The organism is Gemmobacter caeruleus (assembly GCF_008271655.1).
Classification (GTDB): domain Bacteria; phylum Pseudomonadota; class Alphaproteobacteria; order Rhodobacterales; family Rhodobacteraceae; genus Gemmobacter; species Gemmobacter caeruleus.
On the sequence record NZ_VKKX01000011.1, the window covers coordinates 738,167 to 759,586 of the forward strand.

Genomic DNA, 21,420 nt, shown 5'->3' on the forward strand with positions numbered 1-21,420 from the left:
TGAAAGACCAAGCTGTCAGGTCAAGATTTTTTGCATCAGCCACAAGTCCCAGTAGCGGCCGAATTTCCAGCCGGCCTCGGGCACGGTGCCGACCAGCCGATAGCCGAGCGCGGCATGAAAGTCGCGCCCCGCCGGGTTGCCGCCCGACACGCCGCCGATCATCGTGTGATGGCCGGCATCGCGGGCGTGCCCCTCGACCGCCGCCATCAGGGCGCGCCCCAGACCGCGGCCATGCGCCTCGGCGGCGAGGATCACCGTATGTTCCATACTGCGCGCATAGCCATTGCCGCCCCGGAACTGGCTGTAAGAGGCAAAGCCGACGGGCCGGTCGCCGGCCAGCGCGGTAAAGGTGCCGTGGCCCGCCGCCTGACGCGCCGCGAACCAGTCGCGCATGCCCTGTTCGGTCTTTTCCTCGGATGAAAAGGTGACCGCCGTGTCGCGGATCATCGGGTTCCAGAAGGCGCGGATTGGCTCCAGATCGGCGGCAAGGGTGGGGCGGATCATTCCAGAAACCTCGGGCCGTGCGGGGTGGCGATGGTGGCGCGCAGGGCGGGGGCGCCGCTGACAAGGACAAGCCGCGGATCGTCGAGCCCCGGCAGGGCGTCGCGCAGGGCGGCGGGGTCGGGCAGGGCGACCTCCAGCCGGGTCAGGCGCGCGCCGCTTTCGGGCAGGCGCTGTGTCGGGTGGAATGGGCCAAGCCATTGGATCAGCGCGGGAAATACCCCGTCAAAGGGCAGGATGCCGCTGTCGGGCACCGCCATGCGCCAGCGCAGATCGCCGCGCGCCAGGTCAAGCGCCCGGCCCGCCTGTGGCGGTGCGCGGTCCAGATCGTCGGTCCGGCAGATCCAGGTCGTCAGCCGGGGCGGGCCGGTGAAACGGTCCAGATCGAACCAGCGTGGAAAGGCCGGGCGCGGCGCGGCGGGGTCGATGGCGATGACCTCCAGATAGAGATCGCCCAGACCCAGCAGCCGGTTATGCGTGCCCATCAGCGCATGCTGCCCGCCCCCCGCCACCGGCAGGCCAAGTGCGGCTTCCAGAAAGGCCGCGCCGTCGTCCAGCGATCTGGCCGACAGCGCCAGATGATCGAGCGCGAGGGTCATTCCCGCAGGGTGATCTTGGGCGTGGCGCGCAGCGCCTGCACCAATGCGCTGAACCGGGCCTGCGTCACCTCGCCCATCAGCCCGGTGCCGCGTTCGGTCAGCCGCAATTCCAGCACGCGCTTCTTGGGCGACCAGACCAGACTGCCCGCCTGTTCCGGGTGGTCGATCGAGAACATGGCGCCAAAGCGCATCGCCTTGCCCAGCACCTCGGCCTCGGTGATTTCTTCGTCGCTCAGCAGGCGGAACAGTGGTTCCATCCGGCTGCCGGCGCGGCTGTTCTTGTAGCGGTGCAGCAGCGCCAGCCCCAGGAAGACCCGGCCGGGATGGTCGAGCCCGCCCAGATTGGCGCGGGTGGCGTTGTCGAAACAGGCCTCGGCGCGGTAATCGGGATGGGCGCGCCAGGTCGTGTCATGCAGCAGGCAGGCCGCCTTGATCAGCCGGTGCCGTTCCTCGGAACTGGCCTTGAACAGCGGCGCGATGAAGGCATAGAGCTTTTTGCCAAAGCCGGGCAGGCGGGCCTGAGTGGCCTCGGCGGCGCGGGCGGCCTCGATCAGCGGGTCACGGGCGCGCAGCCGTTCGGGCATCTGTTCATACAGCATCCCTTCGCGGATACCGTAGGACGACACGTCGATTTCCGACGGTTTCAGGATATCGACCAGTTCGCGCAGCACCTCGCAGGCCAGCGGCACCAGTTCCATGCGTTCCGCCGAGGTGCCGGTGCGCGCGCGCAGCAGCGTCAGGTCCGAGGTGGCCAGCCAATCCAGCGTGTCGAGCAGCGATTTCGGCGTCATGCGATATTCATGCAGCACGGTCAGCGGGTAATTGCGCCGTTCCATATCCAGCCGCGCGATCACCCGCCACGACCCGCCGACCAGATAGACCCGTTCATCCTTGGTCTTAAGTTCGGCCTGCAAGCTCTTGAGGATGCGCCGAATATGTTCGCGACGCTGTTTCGGCCCGCCCTCGACCTGTTGCAGGCGGAACGGTCCCAGCGGCGAGGTGGCGCGCTTGCCGACCTTGCCGCCGCCGATGCGGGCCAGTTCCATCGAGTTGCCGCCGATATCGCAGACAATGCCCTGCGCGCCCGGCCAGCCCAGCAACACGCCCTGCGCCGAAAGCCGCGCCTCCTCGTCGCCGTCGATCACATGGATATGCAGGCCTGTCTCGCGTAGCACCTGATCCTGAAAGGCGGGGCCGTCCTCGGCCTCGCGCACGGCGGCGGTGGCCACGACGCTGAGCGTGTGGATCCCCATCCCCTCGGCCAGAAGGGCAAAACGCTTGAGCGCGATCAGCGCGCGCCGCGCGCCTTCGGGGTTCAGCCGACCGGTTTCCGCCAGGCCCTTGCCCAGCCCCGCCATGACCTTTTCGTTGTAGAAATAGGCAGGCGAGCGCGCCGCGCCGTCAAACACCACCATCCGCACCGAGTTGGAGCCGACATCGACCACCCCCACCCGACTGAGCGCCCGGGCCGACGGATCGTCAAACAGCGGCTGGCCGAACAAGCCGGTTTCGTCATGCGGGTCAGGGGGCGAGGGAAGGGGCATTGGGGGCAGGCTCCGTCAGGTCGCGGCGAGGATGGGCGAGACGCCCCCCGGGGTCAAGCGCCGCAATCGCGCGGCGCCGGCCCCGCGGGCGGGGGCGTCATTCCGCCGCGACCTCGTCGCGCGGGCGGGCCAGACGCGGCACATCCTTGGCCCCCGCCGTGCCGCGACCCGAAAGCGAGGGGTTGTCCATGAAGAAGCGGTGGCAGGAAAACAGCGGCCCGCCCGTCGCGCTGGACAATTGCCGCTGATAGCTGCCATCGGGTTGCAAGACCCAGCTTTGCGCCTCATCCGCCAGATTGGCGGCCATGATCTGCCCCATGATCTGATTCTTGACCGTGGGGTTCAGCGCCTCGACCAGGGTTTCCACCCGGCGGTTGAGGTTGCGGCCCATCCAGTCGGCCGAGGACAGGAAGACCCGCGCCTGTTGGGACGGCAGCCCGCCGCCATTGCCGAAACAGACGATGCGGCTGTGTTCCAGGAACCGCCCCACCACCGATTTCACCCGGATATTTTCCGACAGGCCCTTGATGCCGGGGCGCAGCCCGCAGATGCCGCGCACCACCAGGCTGATCTTCACCCCGGCCTGGCTGGCGGCATAAAGCGCGTCGATCACTTCGGGTTCGATCAGGCTGTTGAGCTTGATCCAGATCTCGGCCGGGCGTCCGGCGCGGGCATGGTCGGCCTCGGCGCGGATCATTTCCAGCAGCCGGGGCTTGAGCGTCATCGGCGCGATGGCGAGGTTTTCAAGCCCCTGCGGCTGCACATAGCCCGACAGGTAGTTGAAGACCTTGGTCGCATCGCGGCCAAGCGCCGCATCGCAGGTAAAGAACGACAGGTCAGTATAGATGCGGGCGGTGATCGGGTGATAATTGCCGGTGCCGTAATGGGTATAGGTCACCAGATTGTCGCCTTCGCGCCGCACGACGGTGCTGATTTTCGCGTGTGTTTTCAGGTGCATGAAGCCGTAGACGACATGCGCCCCGGCGCGTTCCAGCCGCCGCGACTGGCGGATATTGGCGGCCTCGTCGAAGCGGGCCTTGAGCTCGACCAGCGCGGTGACCGATTTGCCCGCCTCGGCCGCCTCGCACAGGGCCGAGACGATCGGGCTGTCCCAGCTGGTGCGATAGAGCGTCTGCTTGATCGCCAGCACGTTGGGGTCGCGCGCCGCCTGTTCCAGAAACCGGATCACCAGATCGAAGGTTTCATAGGGATGGTGCAGCAGCATGTCCTTTTGCCGGATCGCGGCGAACATGTCGCCTTCGTGATCCTGCACCCGTTCGGGCACGCGCGGGGTGAAGGGCGGCCAGAGCAGATCGGGGCGCGAGGACAGCACCAGTTCCTTGAGATCGGCCACGCCCAGCAGGCCGCGCACCTCCACCACCTCGTCGGGGGCGGCGTGCAACTCCTCCATGATCAACTGGCGCAGTTCCGGCGGGGCGCCGGCGCTGATCTTCATGCGGATCACCTCGCCGCGCCGGCGGCGTTTCAGCGCGGATTCAAAGCTGCGGACCAGATCCTCTGCCTCGTCCTCCACCTCCAGATCGCTGTCGCGCAGCACGCGGAAGGCGCAATGGCCGCGCATGACATAGCCGGGGAACAGCATGTCGAGATGCAGCAGCAGCAATTCCTCCAGCGGCAGGCAGCGATGTTCGCCCGGCGCCGCCGGCAGGGTGACAAAGCGGGCCACCTGTTGCGGAATGGGCAGCAGCGCCTGAAGGATGCGGTGATCCTCCTCGCGCTCCAGCTCCAGCGCCAGGGTAAAGCCGGTATTGGGGATGAAGGGGAAGGGGTGGGCCGGGTCGATCGCCAGCGGCGACAGCACCGGAAACACCTTGTGCAGGAAGTGATCTTCCAGATGTTTCAGATCCTTGCCCGTCAGCTTGGAGCGGGTCAGGATCTCGATCCCCTGCGCCTCCATCTCGCGCTTGAGCTTCTTGTAGGTGATCTGCTGCATCTTCATCAGACGCCGCGCATCGTCATGGATCAGGCGCAACTGTTCGGCCGGGGTGCGGCCATCCTCCGACGGGGTCGGCGTGCCGTTGCGCACCAGCGCGCGCAGGCCCGCCACCCGCACCGTATAGAATTCGTCCAGATTGGTGGCGGAAATCGACAGGAAGCGCAGCCGTTCCAGCAGCGGCACGGCAGGGTTCGCCGCCTCTTCCAGCACGCGCCAGTTGAAGGCGAGCCAGCTGAGTTCACGGTTGAAATAGCGCCGCCGCCCGGTGATCTCGGCCTCGGGCCGTTCGACGGGGGCGGGGAAGGGTGCGCGGAGGAAATCTGCCTGTGTCATGACGTGCTTTTGTGCCTTCGTTGTAACGCCATGATGACAGTCTGGCGGGGGGCGTCAATCGCTCTCCCGCAGGCGCAGGATTTCGGCGGCAAGAGCCCGCGTGACCGGCCCGCCCCGCGCCAGCGCGGCCGCGTCCAGATCGGCCACCAGCGCCCGCGCGGCGGCCAGGCTGCGATCCATCCGCGCCGTCAGCCAGTCGATCAGCGCGGGCGGCACCGCGATTTGCCGGTCGGCGAATTGCTTGACCAGAACGGCGGTCAGCAGCGCATCATCGGGCGCCTCGATCCGGGTGACGGCGGTGGCCTGAAGCCGGCTGATCAGGTCGGGCAGGCGCAGGCCCCAGTCGCGTGGCGGGCTGGCGGCGGTGATCAGCAGCGGCAGCCGCCGTTCGGCCAGCCGGTTATGCAGATGGAACAGCGCGGCTTCGGCGCGCGGGTCGCCGGCGATGGCCTCGGCATCTTCCAGCGCGACGGGGGTCTGGCTGCGGGCCTCGATATCTGCCTGGGCCAAGGCCGCGCCCTGCATCAGCGCCGCGCCCGAGGCGGCGGCCCAGATATGCGCGAGATGGGTCTTGCCCGACCCCGCCGGCCCGATCAGCAGCAACTTGCCCTGCGGCCAGCCGCCGGCCTCCAGCGTGGCGAGCGCCAGCGCATTGGCGGGCGAGGGGAAGAAATCCTCCCGTCGCAGCGCGGCGCGGGCAGGCAGGTCGAAGGCCAGTTGTGCGGTCAAGCGCCGGGGCCCTCGGGTGGTGGGGCGGGGGTGTCATGCAAGCCGGTATAGAGCCGGCTGAGCTTGTATTGCTCGATCCCGAAGCGGGCCAGCACGCCAAGCGCCGCCGCCACCGGCACCGCGACCAGCATGCCCACAAAACCGAACAGCGTGCCAAAGGCCGACAGCGCGAACAACAGCCAGACCGGGTGCAGCCCGACCGAATTGCCCACCAAGCGCGGCGTGATCACATTGCCTTCCAGAAACTGCCCAAGCGCAAAGATGCCGGCGACGATGCCGATCGACAGCCAGTCGCCCCAGAACTGGAACAGCGCCAGCCCGATGGCCAGCGCGCCGCCGATGATGGCGCCGACATAGGGGATGAAGGTCACCGCCCCCGCAATGGCCCCGACGATCAGCCCGTAATTCAGCCCCGCCAGCATCAGCGCCACCGAATAGAAGGTGCCCAGCACGATACAGACCGAGATCTGGCCGCGCACAAAGGCCGCCAGCACCGTGTCGATTTCCCGCGCCAGCCGGCGCACCACGCCGACATGGTCGCGCGGCAGGATGTCATCCACCCGCGCCACCATTCGGTCCCAGTCCAGCAGCAGGTAAAAGGCCACCACCGGCACGACGACGATGAACACGATGGCCGAGATCACGCTCATCGCCGATCCGACCAGCGCATTGGCCAGCTCGCCGCCCTTGGACTGGATCACCGCGCCGATGCTTTCCAGCGTCTGCCGCAGGGTCGAGGTTTCGTCCTGCATCTGCGGAAAGCGTTCGGTCATGAAGGTTTGCAGGCGGCGGAAAATCTCGGGCGCCTCGTTCACAAGGCCGGTCAGCTGCTTGAACAGCATGGGCAGGATCGCCAGCGCCAGCAGGATCGTCACCAAGAGCGCCAGAACCGAGATGGTGCCCGTGGCAGCGGCCCGGCTGAGCCCCGCACGTTCCAGCCGGTCGGCGACCGGATCCATGAAATAGGCGATGGCCCCGCCGACGATGAAGGGCAGGATCACATTGCCAAGCGCCCAGAGCAAGGCCAGCAGCACCAGGGCCGCGATGCCCCAGTATTTCAGTTGAACGCGCACCGGCAAGGCCATGACGGCTCCTTCACTCGACCAGTTATCAGAAATTGCCGATCCGGCCCGAGGTTTCAAGGGGCAGGGGCGTCAGATATCCTCGCCCTGCACCATGCGCGCCGCCGCCCGGCCCAGATCGCGGCTGACGCGGACAAAGCTCGCGTCAAAGGCGGCAAACAGCGCGGCATTCAGTTGCCGGCCGGCCTCGGTCTCGGAAAAGGCCTGATAGGCCTGCATTTCCTCATCCGAAAGCGGCTGATAGGCCAGTGTCAGATAGGGCCAGAGCCATTCCTCGGCATCGGCGCGCACCTGGGCCTCCTGGCTCCAGACTTCCGACAGCATGTCGGCCTCGCTCATCTGCCCGTCCAGCGCGCCGCCTTCGGCCAGGCCCTTGTAAAAGGCGAAATTGGCGTTCAGCCCGCCCATCACATTCATCTCGATCAGGTCATTGGTCGCCACAAAGCGGCGCAGCGCCTCGACCCGGGGGGCGGCCTGGGTCTCAAGATCGGCGGCGGCCTCGCGGGCGGCGGCCTCGGTCGCCTCGTCCAGCAGGGCGCGCCGGGCCTCCAGTTCCAGCGAGAGGATCTTCTGGCCGGTGGGCGATCCGAAAAACGCCTGCGCCGCGCTCAGCGCCTGCGGATGCGCGGCCAGTTCCTGCGCCAGCCGGTTCTCGATATCGCGCAGCAGCACCGCCGGATCGTAGATGCGCGCCACGCTGGCCTCCCAGTCGGGGCCGCCGCGACCGGGGAACATCTCGTCCTGCAACTGCTTGCCGTAATCGACGCCCTCGGCGCGCATGACATCGACAATGCCGGGCAGCAGCAGCGTTTCCGAAAGTTTGCGCGCCTGGGCCGTCAGCGCCGGCGGCACCGTCACCTCGGCCCGGAGCGGCGCAGCCCCCAAGCCGGCCAGGCCCAGCAGCCCCGCCCCGAGAAGCATGCGCAGGCCCTGTCGCAGCCCTTGGCCCTTGTGCATCGAACGCTCCTTACCCTTGTCGACTCGGCCAGGCTCACAACCCGCGCCTGTCCTGTGCAACAGCTAATCGCTGCACCCCCGCTTGCCAAGGGATCGCAGGGGGTTGCCCGAACACGAGCCCGTGCGCCGACCAGGCAAAACCCGCATCTCGCGGCCCTTGCGCCCCACAGGTCTGCGCTGCGTGACATGCCCAGACGACGCCCCGCCGGGCGACCCGTCATCGGTCCCGTCAGGACGCCGAAAGGACACCCCCGGGACCCGGATCTTTTTTCTTTCGACAGGGGCTTGCGCCCATCCCCAAGCTCCGCTAAATCCCCGCCTCACGACGACCCCTGATCGCGGAGAGGTGGCAGAGTGGTCGAATGCGGCGGTCTCGAAAACCGTTGTCGGTTTGCGCCGACCCAGGGTTCGAATCCCTGTCTCTCCGCCACTTGCCCTCACGAAAGCGTTCTCCCGATCAGGCTGCGGCCGGATTTTTCCGTTATTTTCGAGGGTTATGCGGGCGGGGCTGAGCACTGGCCCCCGCGCCAGGAGGTCCGGAAGCAGTCTCTCAGGGCCGATATTCTCCGGACCTGATGACTGCGCGGTTTTGGTGTTCAGGTTGTAAGCGTCTGGACTTGTGATGTTTTTTCAAAAGAAGCCCTGCACATTTCGACGTCGGTCGCACTCGTTGTGACGGAACCGACGTCGAACTATGATTGTAATCAAGCACCTACTCTACGTTGCGGTTACGCCGCCTGCCGTCGATGAGAAGCAGGCCGGGGACGGGTCTCTGAACGTTTCAGTGAAGAAGTAAGGCCTACAACCCTTCGACCTGAATCCCATTTTCTGCCAGCCAACTCTTTCGCCATCGCCAGTCAGGAAGATGCTGCTCGACTTTTATCCAGAAGTTGACCGAATGGTCTGGAAATAGCCCATGGGCCAGCTCATGAATCACCACGTACTGGGCGATCCTCGGAGGCAGCAGAATGGCCTTCCAGTGAAAGGACACCCGGCCGCAACTACCGAATGATCCCCAGCGATAACCAAGATCTTGAACGTTGACCTCCTTGACGGACACGCCCATCCGGTTCGCTTGCTCGGTCACTTGTCGTTCAAACCAGTCCTGCGCCCGGCGGGTATACCAGCTTACCAAGATTTCTCGTCCACGATGCACAGATGCCTTGCGAAGGCAGAAGCGTCCGTTGCGAAGCGACAGATCCACCAGTTGGTTTTCCACAAGCCTGAGCCGGTAGCTTTTGCCCAAATACAGGAACCCCTCGCCATCAACGAATTCCTTGATCGGAGCCCTCTGTTGGAGCCTTGCCTTCTCTTCGATCTTGGTGTGGACCCAGAGTAGCTTTTCCTCAACGAACTCCACCAACTGCTGGTCTGCGGCCTGAGATGGCGCAATGATAGAAAGCGCGCCGGTCCGCTCGACCGTGATCTGCAAGGTCTTGCGCCGATCACTCCTGTGCACCTCAAAAGAAAGGCCGTCGACCTCCAGCCTGTGATCACTGGTTCGAGTCTGCTTGCCGCCTGTTCTAATCGGTGAAAGCGGAAGGTGACGCATCACGCTGTCCTGAGCCTTTCATCGTTTGCCTTGGCTTGCTGTATCAACTGATCGGCAAGGCTTTCAGCATTGGCCACCGTGAACCCGCTCAGTCGCCGGTCAAAGATTATCTCGAATATTTCCGAGCGCAGATTTTCCTGATCCGCAAGCTTGAAGCTGCTCCAGATGGAACGGTTGGAGCCCACCTCCTCAATGATCCGGTCAACAATCTCTACGGTAATTTGGTGGATGGCCTGCAACTGGGCTGAGTCCGTTTCCGGCCCCGCTGCGCAAGCCTCAAGCACGGTCCGCAAGAAGGGTAGATAAATCTCGGGGATGTCAGGCGCTGTCCCGTCAGCGGGTGCGCCTTCGGAGCGAAGCTCATCGATAAGGGCTTGGAGTTGTTCGATGATCTGGTCCCACTGCTGGCCGAGCCCCTCCAGGATCTGCTTCAGGCGCTCCGACATCTTCTTGAAACGAACAGGGTCCGCTTCAAGGTTCTTGCGGATGTGCGACCGGATCGCATGCTCCATCTCCGACGCTTTGGCACGACTGCCGGTCGTCTGCCCAACATGGTTGTCAAAGTTCGCATCGGTCAGCTGAACCGGCGGGATCTTCGGGTCGATCCCTAAGGAGATCACATGGTCATCGATAAGCTTGCGGACCTTTGCCCCGACATCGGACCCAAGCGACATGACATCGCGATATCGGTTGCGCGCACGGGCATGGATATAGGCCAAGCGCTTCGCATCCTTGACGAAAGGAAGGCCTTCGGGACGTGGCAGGATGATTTCGAGCGAGGTCAGGAAGTCCTTGAGCTTGACCGTAAACTCGGCCCGAGCCTTCTCGGTCGCAAGGACTTTCAGGCAGCCCTCATCATCAGAAAGGTCTTCAAGGCCGGCCCTGCGGAAAATGTCGATGACCCGGATGTGGCGATCCCGCAGCACCGGAATCTGGTCATTGAGCCCGACCAGGGCGCCTTCGATATCCTCGTCCGCATATGCGGCCAACGCAGCCTTCAGGTGATGTGCCACCCCGAAATAATCCACGACGATGCCGCAGGATTTGCCGAAGCCTGTCCGGTTGACCCGGGCGATGGCCTGCAAGAGTTCGGCTTCGCGGATCGACCGGTCCAGATACATCACCCCCTCAATGGGGGCGTCGAACCCGGTCAACAGCATGGATTTGACGATCAGGAACGCCAGCGGATCGGTCTTGGCCGGTTCCTTGTGGAACAGGGGTTTCTTGAACCGCTTGATCCAGGCTTCCTGAGCATGTCCGTCCGTCCATTGCCGCCAGGTCGGGTCATCGTTATTGCCGCCCGACATCACCGGTGCAAACTCGATCCGCGCCAGCGTGTCGCGATACCGCCAAGCCTGGACGAGGGCCTGCGTCACCGGCGGCTTGGTGCACAGCACCTCATCGTCCATTGCCTTGTCGTAATCAGACAGCGCGGCCGCCTGCGCCAGCAACTCATCCCGCGCCTCCAGAAACGCAGCATGGTAGCGGATCACGGCGAGGCGGCTATAGGCCACGACCTGCGCCTTGTAGCCGTTGGGCAGCAGGTTCGTCACATAGTGCCGCAGCATGTCGCGGGCCTTTTCCGCGATCAGTGCGGGCGCCTCGAGGATGTTGCCCTTGGTCGCATATTTCTTGCGGATCGCCTCCAATTCGTCCTCGGTCCGGTCGCGGAACATGTCCTCGAACAACCCGTCCAGCGTGGCGCCGTCCTTCACCGCGCCCTCGGCCGTTCGCCCCTCATAAAGGACCGGCACCGTCGCCCCGTCGGTCTCGGCCTCCTTGATCGTATACCGGTCGATGAAATCGCCGAAGATCTGCGCCGTCCGCTTCTTTTCACCCATGATGATCGGCGTGCCGGTAAAGCCGATCCGGGCGCAGTTCGGCAGCGCGGCCATCAGGTTGGCGTGCAGGTCGCCGGCTTGGGTGCGGTGCGCCTCGTCCACCACGACAAGGATCGTCTCGTCCTCGTTCAGCACCTCGAAGGCCGGGCCCTTGGTCACCTCGGGCACATCGTCCTCGGTCCGGTATTTCTGGATCGTGGCAAAGACCAGCCCCGGCCCCTTGCGCCGCGCCAGCCGCTTCAGCGCGCCCGCATTCGTCGCCAGTTCCACCACATCGCCCGACAGGGTCGCTGTCTCCGACAACTGCCGTTGCAGATCGCGGCGGTCGGTCACCATGATCACCTTGAACTTGCGCAAGGCCGTGTCCGTCCGCATCTTGCGGATCATGAACACCATGGTCAGGCTTTTGCCCGAACCTTGGGTATGCCAGACGATGCCGCCGCGCCGGTCATATTCGCCATCCTGCGCGCGGGTCTTTCCGGTGCGCAGCCGTTCCAGAGCCCGGTTCACGGCGCGGTATTGCTGATATCGGCAGACGGTCTTGATGGTCTGGCCGCCCACATTCATGAACAACAGGTAATGCCGCAGGATATCCAGCAGATGCGCGGGCCGGAGCATCCCGGCGATCAGCCGTTCTTGTTCCGACAGGGCCTTCTTGCCTAGGGCCGTCGCCACCGCATCCTCGGACCCGGTGCCATCCGGGCCGACCACGGTTTTCCAGCTTCCGTAATGTTCCAGCCCCGCGCCGATGCAGCCCACGCGCGCCTGATCGAAGCTTGTGGCGATCAGCAACTGGACGGAGGCGAACAGCGCAGGCGCGCCTTCGTTTTCCTCCACCTCCAGCGCGGCCTTGCGGGCGTTGTGATAGCGGCGCAGCTGGTTGACCGCCTCGGCCAGCGGTTCGGGGATGGCGGGGCTTTTCGCCTCGACCACCACCACCGGGATGCCGTTCACCAGCAGGACAAGGTCGGGGATGATGAAGCCCTTGCCCACGTCATGGCCGGGCGGGCAATCGATGCGGAACTGGTTGGCGATGGTGAAGGTGTTGGCCCGCACATCGTCCCAGTCGATGTAGCGGATGGTCTGGCCGCGCCCGCCGTCCCAGCCGGGCAGGCCCTCGACTGTCAGGCCGCGCAACAGCAGTTCCGTCACCGCCTGGTTCGCCTCCATCAGCCCGCGCTGGCCATGGCGGGTGAGCGCGCTGACGGCCTCGGACAGGCGGACATCGTCCAGCCACGGCTGGCCATCGGGGCCGGGGTTGATGGCGCGCAGGCGGTTGCGCAGACAGGCTTCGGCGATGGTGTCGCGAAAGGTGACGCGCCCGGTCAGGCTGGGGTCGTCCTTTGACCCCTGTTGCACCTGCCATCCCAGGGCGCGGCATTGGTTGAGGAAGGGCAGTTCCACATCGTCATACTCGTGACCCATGACCGGACCCTTCGGTTACAGCAAGGGCGTGACGGGAACCCGGCCGGTGAGCAGGTCGTCCATCAGGCCGGATTTCTGGAGGCGGAGTTTGTCGAGTAGGCGCTCTTCTGTCGCCAGTTTCTTCACCTCAGCCTGCAAAGCCTGAACGATTGCGTCTTGTTCGGGTCGCGAAGGGCGCGGCACAGGCAACGGCTTAAGGGTGGACTGCGAAATGTTGGTCTGTGACTCTGCCATGCCGCTGATTGTCTTGGTGATTTCGCGCTGAACCGATGTTGAGCCCATCGCGAGCGCGAGAAACGCCGGATTTTGCTGCAGGACAACCCTTAGGCGATAAAGCTTATCCGAGATCATCAGCTTGTCCCGAGTTGCAGAAACGTGCGCAACGACCGCAACCCTGCTCGATGGGCCGGCACGCGTAATCAGAATGTCGCCGGCTTCAACTTGCAGATGTGGACGGGGCTTCATGCCCTCAGGCAGTCTCTTGTTCTCATGATCGTTGTAGCCTGACCAGACCACAGCCGTCGTTTTCAGAACGCCCCACTCATGCGCAAGCGCCGCTTCTGCCGGACAATCTGGACTCCAACCCTGCGCAAGGTCCAATGTTAGGGACCCAAGGGGCACTACATCCCACTCCTTCGGCAGCCAGCCGAGTGGGGTTTGGTGGTAGAGGTGGGGGGCCTCTGGCTGTGGGAGGCGGAGGTCGCCGTTCGCGTCGATGCCGCGGGTCAGCAGGTCATGCAACAGCCCCTGCTTCATCGCCTGCAGCTTCGCCACCACCGCCTCGGTCCCCCGGATCGCCGCGTCCAGCGTGTCAAGGACTTCGGCGATTTTGGTTTGCTCAGGCAAAGGGGGAAGGTTCAGTGGCACTTTTTCCAAGATGCCCTTGGATAGTCCCCCTCGACCACCACCCGATGACCGCGCCCTCAATTCTTCATAGCGCCGTTCGAGGTTGTAGAAGAGAAAAGTGGTGAGAAGTTCATCCCTTCCCTTTAGCAGCGCGATCGACTGATTGGTGCAAAGCCGCGATAACGTGAGCGCAACGGTTCCTCTAGTTTTGCCTTGTCCTGCAAGACCAACGGCAACCGCCGGAGGATCGACCAGAGTCGCATTCGATGCTGCGAGTCCTGCCTCGGTTATGCGTCCAGGAACATCCTGGACCCGCTTAAGGTTCACATCACCTGATGCCATCCATGGAATGGTTCCCCCCCAAAACAGAGGAACTTCAGTCGACGGTGTTCCTCCAAGCGTGCAAGTGGCCACGTCGCCTAACAATATGTCTCGCCAATGATCTGGCGGGGTAACCACCTCAGACATACCCCAACCCCTTCAGGAACCCGGCCAGCTTGCCCGTCGCCTCGGCCCGCGCGCCTTCGATCTCGGTCAGGGTCACGCGATACTTGTCCCACCAGGTTTCAAACGCCGCCACGATCTGCCCACGTTGTGCGGCAATGTAGCGGGTCAGGATCTTTTCCATGTCGTCATGCAGGATCTTCAGGATCAGCGCCGCCGCATCCCCCTCGGTCAGCCCGTCCACGGCCCCGTTGATCGCATCGGTGAACTGCGCGTGCCTGGCCTTCAGCGTCTTCCTGACCTCGGCCAGTTCCTTTTTCCACCGCTTCACCTGCGCCTCGTCCACGGGTTCCGCGTCGTCATCCTCCTCCTCGCCCTCTTCGGGCGTGGCGGTCGCGGCCTTTATCTGGGCGTCCAGCTCGGCCTTGCGCGCCTCCAGCTCTGCAATCTCGCGCACGAAGCCGCCCATCAGGAAGCTGACCAGCTTGTGGTCCAGCGGGCTTTCCTTGTGGCCCTTGTCCTCCAGCGCGGTGACGATAGAGGTGCGCCAGGCATCGACCACGCCCCGCGTGTCGCGCGCCATGAGGGTGAGGAAGTCGAAGCGCGAGGCCTGCCAGAACTGCGCTATGATGCCCCGCACGGTGAATGGGTCAAGCATGGCCAGCCCCTCCAGCGTTTCCGAGAAGCTGGACAGAAGTTCATCGCGGAGCCGGATGAGGGCGGCGGCCTGATCAGCCCCGGCCAGCGCCACGATCCCGTCCTGATGCGCGACCCACCAGGCGTTGAAGGCGGTATGGATTTCCGCCTCGCGCGCTTGCAGGCCCGCGTCGGCCTCGATGGCGGGTTTCAGGTCGGATTTCGCGGTCAGGTGCGGGGCGAAGTCGAGGTATCGGTCATCGCGGGGGACCAGCAGGTCCATCGGGTTCAGCCCATGGGCGCGGAACAGGTCGGCCTTCGCCGCGACCTCGGCTCGCGGGATGCCGCCCACCAGATGCGCGCGCACGTCATGCGGTTCGGGCGGCGGCGCGTTGTCGGCATAACGGCGGATGTTCAGGTTGAAGTCGTTGTCGCGCAGGGTGTCGATGTCGACGATGGCCGAAAAGCCGGGGATCTCGCGGTATTCTTCGAAGGTGGTGACGATCTTTTCGATGTGCTCAGGCATCAGGTGGTTCTGCGCCCGGCCTTCGAAATATTCGCGGTCGGCGTTGATGAAGAGGATCTTGCCCTGCCGGCCCTTCGGCTTGCCAGACACAAGGTTCGCGCCAATATGGACGCGCTGGCGCAGGACAATTACGCAGGCCGGGATGCCGGTGCCGTAGAACAGCTGGGGACCGAGGCCGATGATCGCCTCGATCTGGTCCTGTTCGATGATCTTCTGGCGGATCTTGCCCTCGTCGCCCCCGCGAAACAGCACCCCGTGGGGCATGACGGTGGCAATCATGCCGCCGTCGCGGGTGACGTGCAGCATGTGCTGGAGGAACATGAGATCGGCCTTCTTGGCGCCGCGCGGAACCTCGTGGAAAAAGCGTTCGGGGAACTTGGGCTGCCACGTGTATTCGCCGGACCGGTCCTTGTCCTTTGACCCCCAGGGGAGGGAGAACGGGGGATTGGTCAGGATGCGGTCGAACCGGCGGAGTTCGCCGTTCTCGACATGCTGGGGCTCGCCCAGAGTATCCTCGTTGCGCAGGTCAGCGCTGCTGATCCCGTGCAGCAGCATGTTCATCTTGGCGATGGACCAGACGGTGCCCGCGTTTTCCTGCCCGAAAAGGTTGGCCTTGCGCCCATCCTGTCCGTGCTCGTCGATATAGTCCTTGGCCGCGATCAGCATGCCACCCGACCCACAGCAGGGGTCATAGATGTCATGTTCAAGGGTCGGCTTCAGGAGGCGCACCATCATTCGGACTACGGACCGAGGCGTATAGAATTCACCGCCCTTCTTTCCAGCGGAGTCAGCGAATTCGGCAATCAGGTATTCGTAGGCGGCGCCAAGCAGGTCGGGGAATTCGAAGTCCTCGTTCCGAAGGCGGATTTCCCCGAAATGGGTGATCAACTGGCGCAGCTTCTGGTCGCTGATTTTGCTCTGGCCAACCTTGCGCGTGAAGTCGATGTGGTCGAGAACGCCTTCAAGCGCGATGTTTTCGGACTCGATCCCTCCAAGGGCCTTGTTCAGCTTGTCGCCAATGTTTTCATGGGCTTCATCAACAAGGAAGGTAAACCGGGACTGCGGTGGAACCCAGAACGTGCCGCTGCGACCATACCAGACTTTGTTTTCTGCATCCTCGGCCGCGCGATCCGGCGCGATCCCGTTTCCAATGCGCTTTTCAATTACCTCCTGCCGGGCCTGCTCGAAAACGTCGGAGCAGCGTTTCAGGAATAGCATTCCGAAGATGTATTCCTTGAATTCTGATGCATCCATCTTGCCGCGCAGAATATCGGCAGCGCTGAACAGGTGGCGCTCAAGTTGTGGCAGGGTCAAAGGCATTGGTTGCTCGCTTGGAAGGTCTGAGCAAAGTGCACCAGCCTTCAGCCTAGGGCAATGTCTGTGGCTCCTGAATCGTGACCAGACGCGTCAGTTCGCTTGACTGACTATCCCAGTTCGCGGGAAACGGCTCGAACATACGCACCAGCGTCACCTCTGGCCCCTTCTTCCCGTCCAGGATCGCCTCGACGATGTCGGGCGCGAGAAGCGTCAGGCGCAGGACGCGGGTCATGTAGGAGGGCGCGATCCCCTCTCGCTCGGCCAGTTCGGCGATGGTGGCGAACTCACCCGACTCGAGCATCCGCTTCCAGCGGAAGGCGCGGGCCAGCGCCTTGACCAGCGTGCTGTCCGGCGTGCGCTCTGGTCGGACGCGGTCGGGCAGTTGCATCTCCTTGCGTCCGCCGCGCTTCACGATGCGGAATGGCACGTGGATTGTGACCGTCTCGGGGACCGCCGTCGCGCGGGTCATGCTGCTGCTCCGATGCTGCCAGACAGCATCTCGCGCGCGAGCCCTCCGAGGCCGTCCATCCGGAGCCGGAAGTTGACCCCGTTCGTGCCGATATCGACGCGCTCGACCAGCAACGTGACTATTCGCGCCTGCTCGGCGGGGAAGAGTTCGTCCCACAGCGGGTCGAGCTGTTGCAAGGCCGCGCGTGCGTCGGCCTCGGAGATGTCCTCGGCATAGGCACGCGCTGCCTTCCACGTCCCCGCCACGATCTCCGGCTGGCGGAACACCACGCGCAGTTGGTCGATCACGGCGGCTTCGATCTCGCCCGCCGGGACGCGGCCGATGGGACACGCCCCCGCGCCGTGCTTCAGCACCGTCTGGCTGACGTAGTAGCGGTAGAGCCTGCCGCCCTTGCGGGTGTGTGTCGGCGAGAAGGCCGCGCCATCGGGACCGTAGACCAGTCCTTTCAGGAGCGCGGGTGTGTCGGCGCGAGTCCGGGCAGCCCTCTTGCGGGGGCTCTCCTGCAGGATGGCGTGAACGCGGTCCCAAGTCTGGCGGTCGATGATCGCATCGTGTTCGCCGGGATAACTGTCGCCCTTGTGGACCGCCTCGCCGAGGTAGGCGCGGTTCGAAAGCATCCGATAGAGGTACTTCTTGTCGATCCTGTTGCCGCGCGGCGTCCGGATGCCGCGAGCGCCGACGTCTCGCGCCAGTTCCGTGCAAGACCCGATCTCGATGAATCTGGCAAAGATCCAGCGCACATGCGCGGCGGTGTCCTCGTCGACCAGCAGCTTCCGGTTTTCCACCCGATACCCGAAGGGTGGCACCCCACCCATCCACATGCCCTTTTTCCGGCTGGCGGCGACCTTGTCGCGGATGCGCTCGGCCGTGACCTCGCGCTCGAACTGGGCGAAGGAGAGCAGGATGTTCAGCGTCAGCCGTCCCATCGACGTGGTGGTGTTGAAGGACTGGGTTACCGAGACGAAGGTGACTCCGTTCCGGTCGAACACCTCGACCAGCTTGGCGAAATCCGCCAGCGAGCGGCTGAGGCGGTCGATCTTGTAGACCACGACCACATCGACCAGCCCGTCCTCGATATCGGCCATCAACCGCTTCAGGCCGGGGCGTTCCAGCGTGCCGCCGGAGATGCCGCCGTCGTCATACTGATCGCGGACGAGCACCCAACCCTCGGACCGCTGGCTGGCGATGTACGCCTCGCAGGCCTCGCGTTGAGCGTGGAGGCTGTTGAACTCCTGCTCCAGTCCTTCCTCTGAGGATTTCCGGGTGTAGACGGCACATCGCAGCTTGCGGACAACCTTCGATTTTTCGGGCGGCTTCGTCATGTCCGCCCCTTGTGGTTCTTGAGCCCGAAGAAGACCCAGCCGTTCCAGCGCGTGCCGGTGATAGCACGCGCGATGGCGGACAGGGACTTGTACGGCCGCCCCTGCCATTCGAAGCCGTCTGCGGTGACGGTGACCACCTGCTCGACGCCCTGCCATTCACGCAGGAGGCGCGTGCCGGTGATAGGGCGGTCGCGGTCGGCGCGGATGCTGCGCTTCGCCCGGTCGCCGCCGTCCAGTTCCTCGCCGAGCCGCTCCAGCCGCCGGATCGTCTCCGGCTTCAGCCCGCCATAGGCCAGTTCCTGAATGCGGTAGGCCAGACGGGATTCAAGGTAGCGGCGATTGAACGGCGGCGGCTCGCTGTCGAACAGATCGCGCCACTGCGCTTTCAGCTCGGGCGTCGGGGTGGATTTCAGCGCGGCCAGTCGCGCGGGGATGGGATCATGCGTCGTCATGCGGGTCTCCGGTGATTTGCATGCCGACCAACGCTCTTTGCGGGCGGAAGGTGTAGCGAAGTTTCTCCCATGTCGTCAGAGAGTTCGCTTGACTTCCTCAAGCGCAACCGGACCAGCCCGAGGGCCAGGATGCGGCACAACTCGGCGCGGCGTTCGGCGGGAGACATCAGAAAAGGTGACAAGGCATTGGGGCCGGACATGGCAGACCTTTCGGGTGCATCTGCCAGTCAAAGGCCAATCCGGTGCCCGAAATGGGACAGTTGGCACAAGCTTTCTTGCGGGACTCACTGACGTCCTGCTTAATCGGACCAGTTTTCAGAAGCTGAGGAGGTCAATTTGGGCCAGCGCTACAACAGGATTGGTCGTGAAACCCTGCAGATTGCCGACACCGCCCCCATGGAATTGTTACGGCAGATCGTCGAATGGCAAGAAGACGAAACGGACGATCAGCGCGACCTGGATTGGCCGGCTTCCGAAGACGAAGATGCGTTTCGCAGATCCGTAAAGTCCCTTCTCGACGAGCAGACGATAGAGTTCCTGCGCCCAATCGAAGACCGCTGCGTCCGGATCAATCAGCTCGCGTCTGCCAATGGCATTAAGTCACTGTCCCATGTTGCGAAAGAGCGGCTGAGCCACGAGCAATACCAAGAGTTTGATGCGCAGCCCAACGAATTGTGTCGCTGCATCTGGATGTTTCTTGGACGTCAGCAAGACTTCCGGGATGCGGAGGCCTTCCATGCGGTTCGTCAGTACCGCGACCATGGCAGGATGTACGATGCGTTCGAAGCTGATGCGGGCGCCGCCACGATCACCAGCGTCCAGCAGATGGACCCCGGGACTCTCGCCGGGCTCCTGACGACAAGACTGGACCTGCCGTCGAAAGTTGACATCAGCACTCTTCATCTTCAGGCGACGCCAACCCATCGTCCTTCGCTCCTGGTCATTGTCCGCCATGCCGGACCCTTGTCCAGCGTGTTCCATCACAAGGACGGTGGTCAGCGAAAGACGATCTACTTCCGCCCGTCGAACGAGGCCTCGCTGGTCTGGACGCCTGACGAGGGGTTGATCGAGGCTTGCGGGGCGAGCCCTCAGGTTCGCATGTCGGTGGCAGAGACGTTTGCCGAGGTCGTGTTCAAGACCGACCTCTCGAAGAAGCCGCTCAGCTGGCGATATTACGACCTCTCGCGATTCCATTCCTCGTTGACCCTGCCGCTGCCGCCTTGGGATGACGTGGAGGTAGGGCTCGCCAAGATCATCGAAATCGAGATGCGCCTCGGGACCTGGGCTCGAAGGTTGTCGCTTCGAGTGACAATCGATGATGATATCGAGGATACGGCGGAGCGTTGGATCGGCGGAGGTCGCCTTCTGAAGCGGGTAGAGGGTTTCAGCCGGGTCAATCTCGCGGTGAAGTACAAGCGGCCACCCAAAGAAAGGCTGCGATCCCTGGAGATATCCTTTGGCGATCGTCGGTCCAATCTTCAAAGCAAGCCATCGGTCGACGATCGCGATCTCGGATATCGTCTGTTGCAGTTCTGGGGCATCCTGAAACGACTGCAGCCTCTCGAATACAAGGAAATCGCCGAGATCCTGCCGAATCTGCTGGAACTGCATGACCTTCCGGAAGATGAAATCTCATGGGGCCATCTCAGGCGACTTGGCCTCGATCCGCAGCGATTGATGGACGGTGGGGTCATTGCCTTCAAGGCAAGGCAATCCAGAATTCTCTCGGATCAAGGCGACGAGGAAATTCTCGTCGAGATGGGCAAACGTGAAGGAGAGGTCGAAGCGGAGGACCTTTTTCACGAACCATCCGGGAAACTGGTATCTGAAGACACCCGCCTTTACGTTCTGAAGCGCGATTGGCTCGACGAAATCGTCCTAAACGCGCTACGTCCCCTGATCGGCAGGGGTCGGATTGAGAATGTGACCGAGGACTTGATTTCGCTCGGCACCTGGCGTGGGGATCACCAAGACATTCCGTTGTTCCTGGTGCGTCGGATCGACCAACTTGAACGTCTTCAAATGTCTGACCATATGCTTCGCAGCAGGCAGGGCGGTGGCATCGGAGTAGTACTTACGGCGGTCGGAACTCCTTTGACCCATTTGGGTCCGAACGTAGTTGTGCCACTACCGGAAATTCTGTCAGACGGAAAACTCGACGACGCATCAATTGCCGATCTCAGGCAACGGTTCGCAGCAGGACGGTGGCTTGCGATGGGCGGAACCGAGGTCGCGCTGATGAGCTTCGGAAACCACCTTGCGATGCTCTATATTCCTGGAAAGGTGCCGTTGCCGGTACTGGGGCCAAATCAGATCAAGATTCTGAGCAAGTTGGTGAAGGCACACAAGGCAAGCGCTCCTGGGGTTGCGACAGGCGAGCTGATCGAGGGCACAGGCGTGCGCAGCCCCGCTGATGCCTGGAAATCAAACGTCAGGAAGTCGGTGGTTGACGTCTACTTCGAGAACGCTCAGCGCGGGCTGTGGCGTCTGAAGTCCGCCTGATAGCCGACATATGAGGTCGGACGCGGGTCCGACCTTTCGCGGGCGACGGTCCGATATTTGATCAGCCACTCAGGTCTCCTCAGACAACTAGAGGAGCCTCAAATGGCCTATCCGTTCGACCACCGCCGCGATCGCCCTGCAACCCACGCCTGGACCGCCAATATCGACCCAGCCGAATGGCGCTGCGTTGAATGCGGCAAACTGCTGGGCGTGCGTCATGGCGCACGTCTGCATATCCGGCTGCAGCGGCATAACTACGGTAAGCATGCGCCGAGAGCCGCGGTTATGCAGCCTTGACGTTGGCTTTTTCCGACGGCTTCCACTGCCACGGCAGCAATTCCGGCAGTCGAGAGACCGGCAGGTCTGAGATCCGGGCGATGACGTCT

Annotated in this window: 16 protein-coding genes and 1 tRNA gene; 3 read left to right on the top strand and 14 right to left on the bottom strand. The window is 63.6% G+C overall.

The window, feature by feature from the left end:
- Positions 1-15: 15 nt before the first annotated feature.
- The 7 genes from FOA17_RS06290 to FOA17_RS06320 form a co-directional block, all read right to left on the bottom strand.
- Positions 16-504: a GNAT family N-acetyltransferase gene (locus FOA17_RS06290; RefSeq protein ID WP_149140593.1), complete on the bottom strand. Its 489-nt coding sequence runs from the start codon at positions 502-504 to the stop codon at positions 16-18.
- Positions 501-1,100, bottom strand: coding sequence for a VOC family protein (locus tag FOA17_RS06295; protein ID WP_149140594.1), 600 nt, complete (start codon positions 1,098-1,100; stop codon positions 501-503). Before FOA17_RS06295 ends, FOA17_RS06290 begins: the two co-directional genes overlap by 4 nt.
- Entirely contained in the window at positions 1,097-2,644 is a 1,548-nt protein-coding gene (locus FOA17_RS06300) for a Ppx/GppA family phosphatase (RefSeq protein WP_149140595.1), read from the bottom strand. Before FOA17_RS06300 ends, FOA17_RS06295 begins: the two co-directional genes overlap by 4 nt.
- Positions 2,645-2,741: 97 nt before the next feature.
- Positions 2,742-4,934 (bottom strand): RNA degradosome polyphosphate kinase, encoded by a 2,193-nt coding sequence (locus FOA17_RS06305; protein ID WP_149140596.1) that lies wholly within the window; start codon positions 4,932-4,934, stop codon positions 2,742-2,744.
- A gap of 54 nt (positions 4,935-4,988) precedes the next feature.
- Positions 4,989-5,663, bottom strand: a complete 675-nt coding sequence (locus FOA17_RS06310; protein ID WP_149140597.1) for a P-loop NTPase family protein — start codon at positions 5,661-5,663, stop codon at positions 4,989-4,991.
- Positions 5,660-6,748, bottom strand: a complete 1,089-nt coding sequence (locus FOA17_RS06315; RefSeq protein WP_149140598.1) for an AI-2E family transporter — start codon at positions 6,746-6,748, stop codon at positions 5,660-5,662. The genes FOA17_RS06310 and FOA17_RS06315 overlap by 4 nt, the downstream gene beginning before the upstream one ends.
- 69 nt (positions 6,749-6,817) lie before the next feature.
- Positions 6,818-7,702 carry a DUF2059 domain-containing protein gene (locus tag FOA17_RS06320; protein ID WP_149140599.1) on the bottom strand — a complete coding sequence of 295 codons (885 nt, stop codon included), beginning with the start codon at positions 7,700-7,702 and terminating at the stop codon, positions 6,818-6,820.
- A 340-nt stretch (positions 7,703-8,042) separates the two neighbouring features.
- Here FOA17_RS06320 and FOA17_RS06325 point away from each other — a divergent pair.
- Positions 8,043-8,132 (top strand) — tRNA-Ser (locus tag FOA17_RS06325).
- Positions 8,133-8,501: 369 nt separating this feature from the next.
- Here the strand turns inward: FOA17_RS06325 and FOA17_RS06330 are convergent.
- The 7 genes from FOA17_RS06330 to FOA17_RS06360 are packed head-to-tail and all read right to left on the bottom strand — an operon-like array spanning position 8,502 to position 18,532.
- On the bottom strand, positions 8,502-9,254 hold the full coding sequence (locus FOA17_RS06330) for a M48 family metallopeptidase (RefSeq protein ID WP_149140600.1): 753 nt from the start codon (positions 9,252-9,254) through the stop codon (positions 8,502-8,504).
- Positions 9,254-12,520, bottom strand: coding sequence for a type I restriction endonuclease subunit R (locus FOA17_RS06335; RefSeq protein ID WP_149140601.1), 3,267 nt, complete (start codon positions 12,518-12,520; stop codon positions 9,254-9,256). The genes FOA17_RS06330 and FOA17_RS06335 overlap by 1 nt, the downstream gene beginning before the upstream one ends.
- Before the next feature lie 15 nt (positions 12,521-12,535).
- Positions 12,536-13,834, bottom strand: a complete 1,299-nt coding sequence (locus tag FOA17_RS06340) for a restriction endonuclease subunit S (protein WP_149140602.1) — start codon at positions 13,832-13,834, stop codon at positions 12,536-12,538.
- Positions 13,827-16,292, bottom strand: coding sequence for an N-6 DNA methylase (locus FOA17_RS06345; protein ID WP_149140603.1), 2,466 nt, complete (start codon positions 16,290-16,292; stop codon positions 13,827-13,829). The genes FOA17_RS06340 and FOA17_RS06345 overlap by 8 nt, the downstream gene beginning before the upstream one ends.
- Before the next feature lie 46 nt (positions 16,293-16,338).
- A complete protein-coding gene (locus FOA17_RS06350) occupies positions 16,339-16,758 on the bottom strand; it encodes a hypothetical protein (RefSeq protein WP_149140604.1) in 420 nt (139 codons plus the stop codon).
- On the bottom strand, positions 16,755-18,080 hold the full coding sequence (locus FOA17_RS06355; RefSeq protein WP_149140605.1) for a recombinase family protein: 1,326 nt from the start codon (positions 18,078-18,080) through the stop codon (positions 16,755-16,757). Before FOA17_RS06355 ends, FOA17_RS06350 begins: the two co-directional genes overlap by 4 nt.
- Positions 18,077-18,532 carry a DUF2924 domain-containing protein gene (locus FOA17_RS06360; protein WP_149140606.1) on the bottom strand — a complete coding sequence of 152 codons (456 nt, stop codon included), beginning with the start codon at positions 18,530-18,532 and terminating at the stop codon, positions 18,077-18,079. Before FOA17_RS06360 ends, FOA17_RS06355 begins: the two co-directional genes overlap by 4 nt.
- Before the next feature lie 336 nt (positions 18,533-18,868).
- Here FOA17_RS06360 and FOA17_RS06370 point away from each other — a divergent pair, with 336 nt between their 5' ends.
- Both FOA17_RS06370 and FOA17_RS06375 read left to right on the top strand, forming a co-directional pair.
- A complete protein-coding gene (locus FOA17_RS06370; RefSeq protein ID WP_149140608.1) occupies positions 18,869-21,034 on the top strand; it encodes a hypothetical protein in 2,166 nt (721 codons plus the stop codon).
- Between the two features lie 102 nt (positions 21,035-21,136).
- Positions 21,137-21,331: a hypothetical protein gene (locus tag FOA17_RS06375; RefSeq protein ID WP_149140609.1), complete on the top strand. Its 195-nt coding sequence runs from the start codon at positions 21,137-21,139 to the stop codon at positions 21,329-21,331.
- Positions 21,332-21,420: the final 89 nt, after the last annotated feature.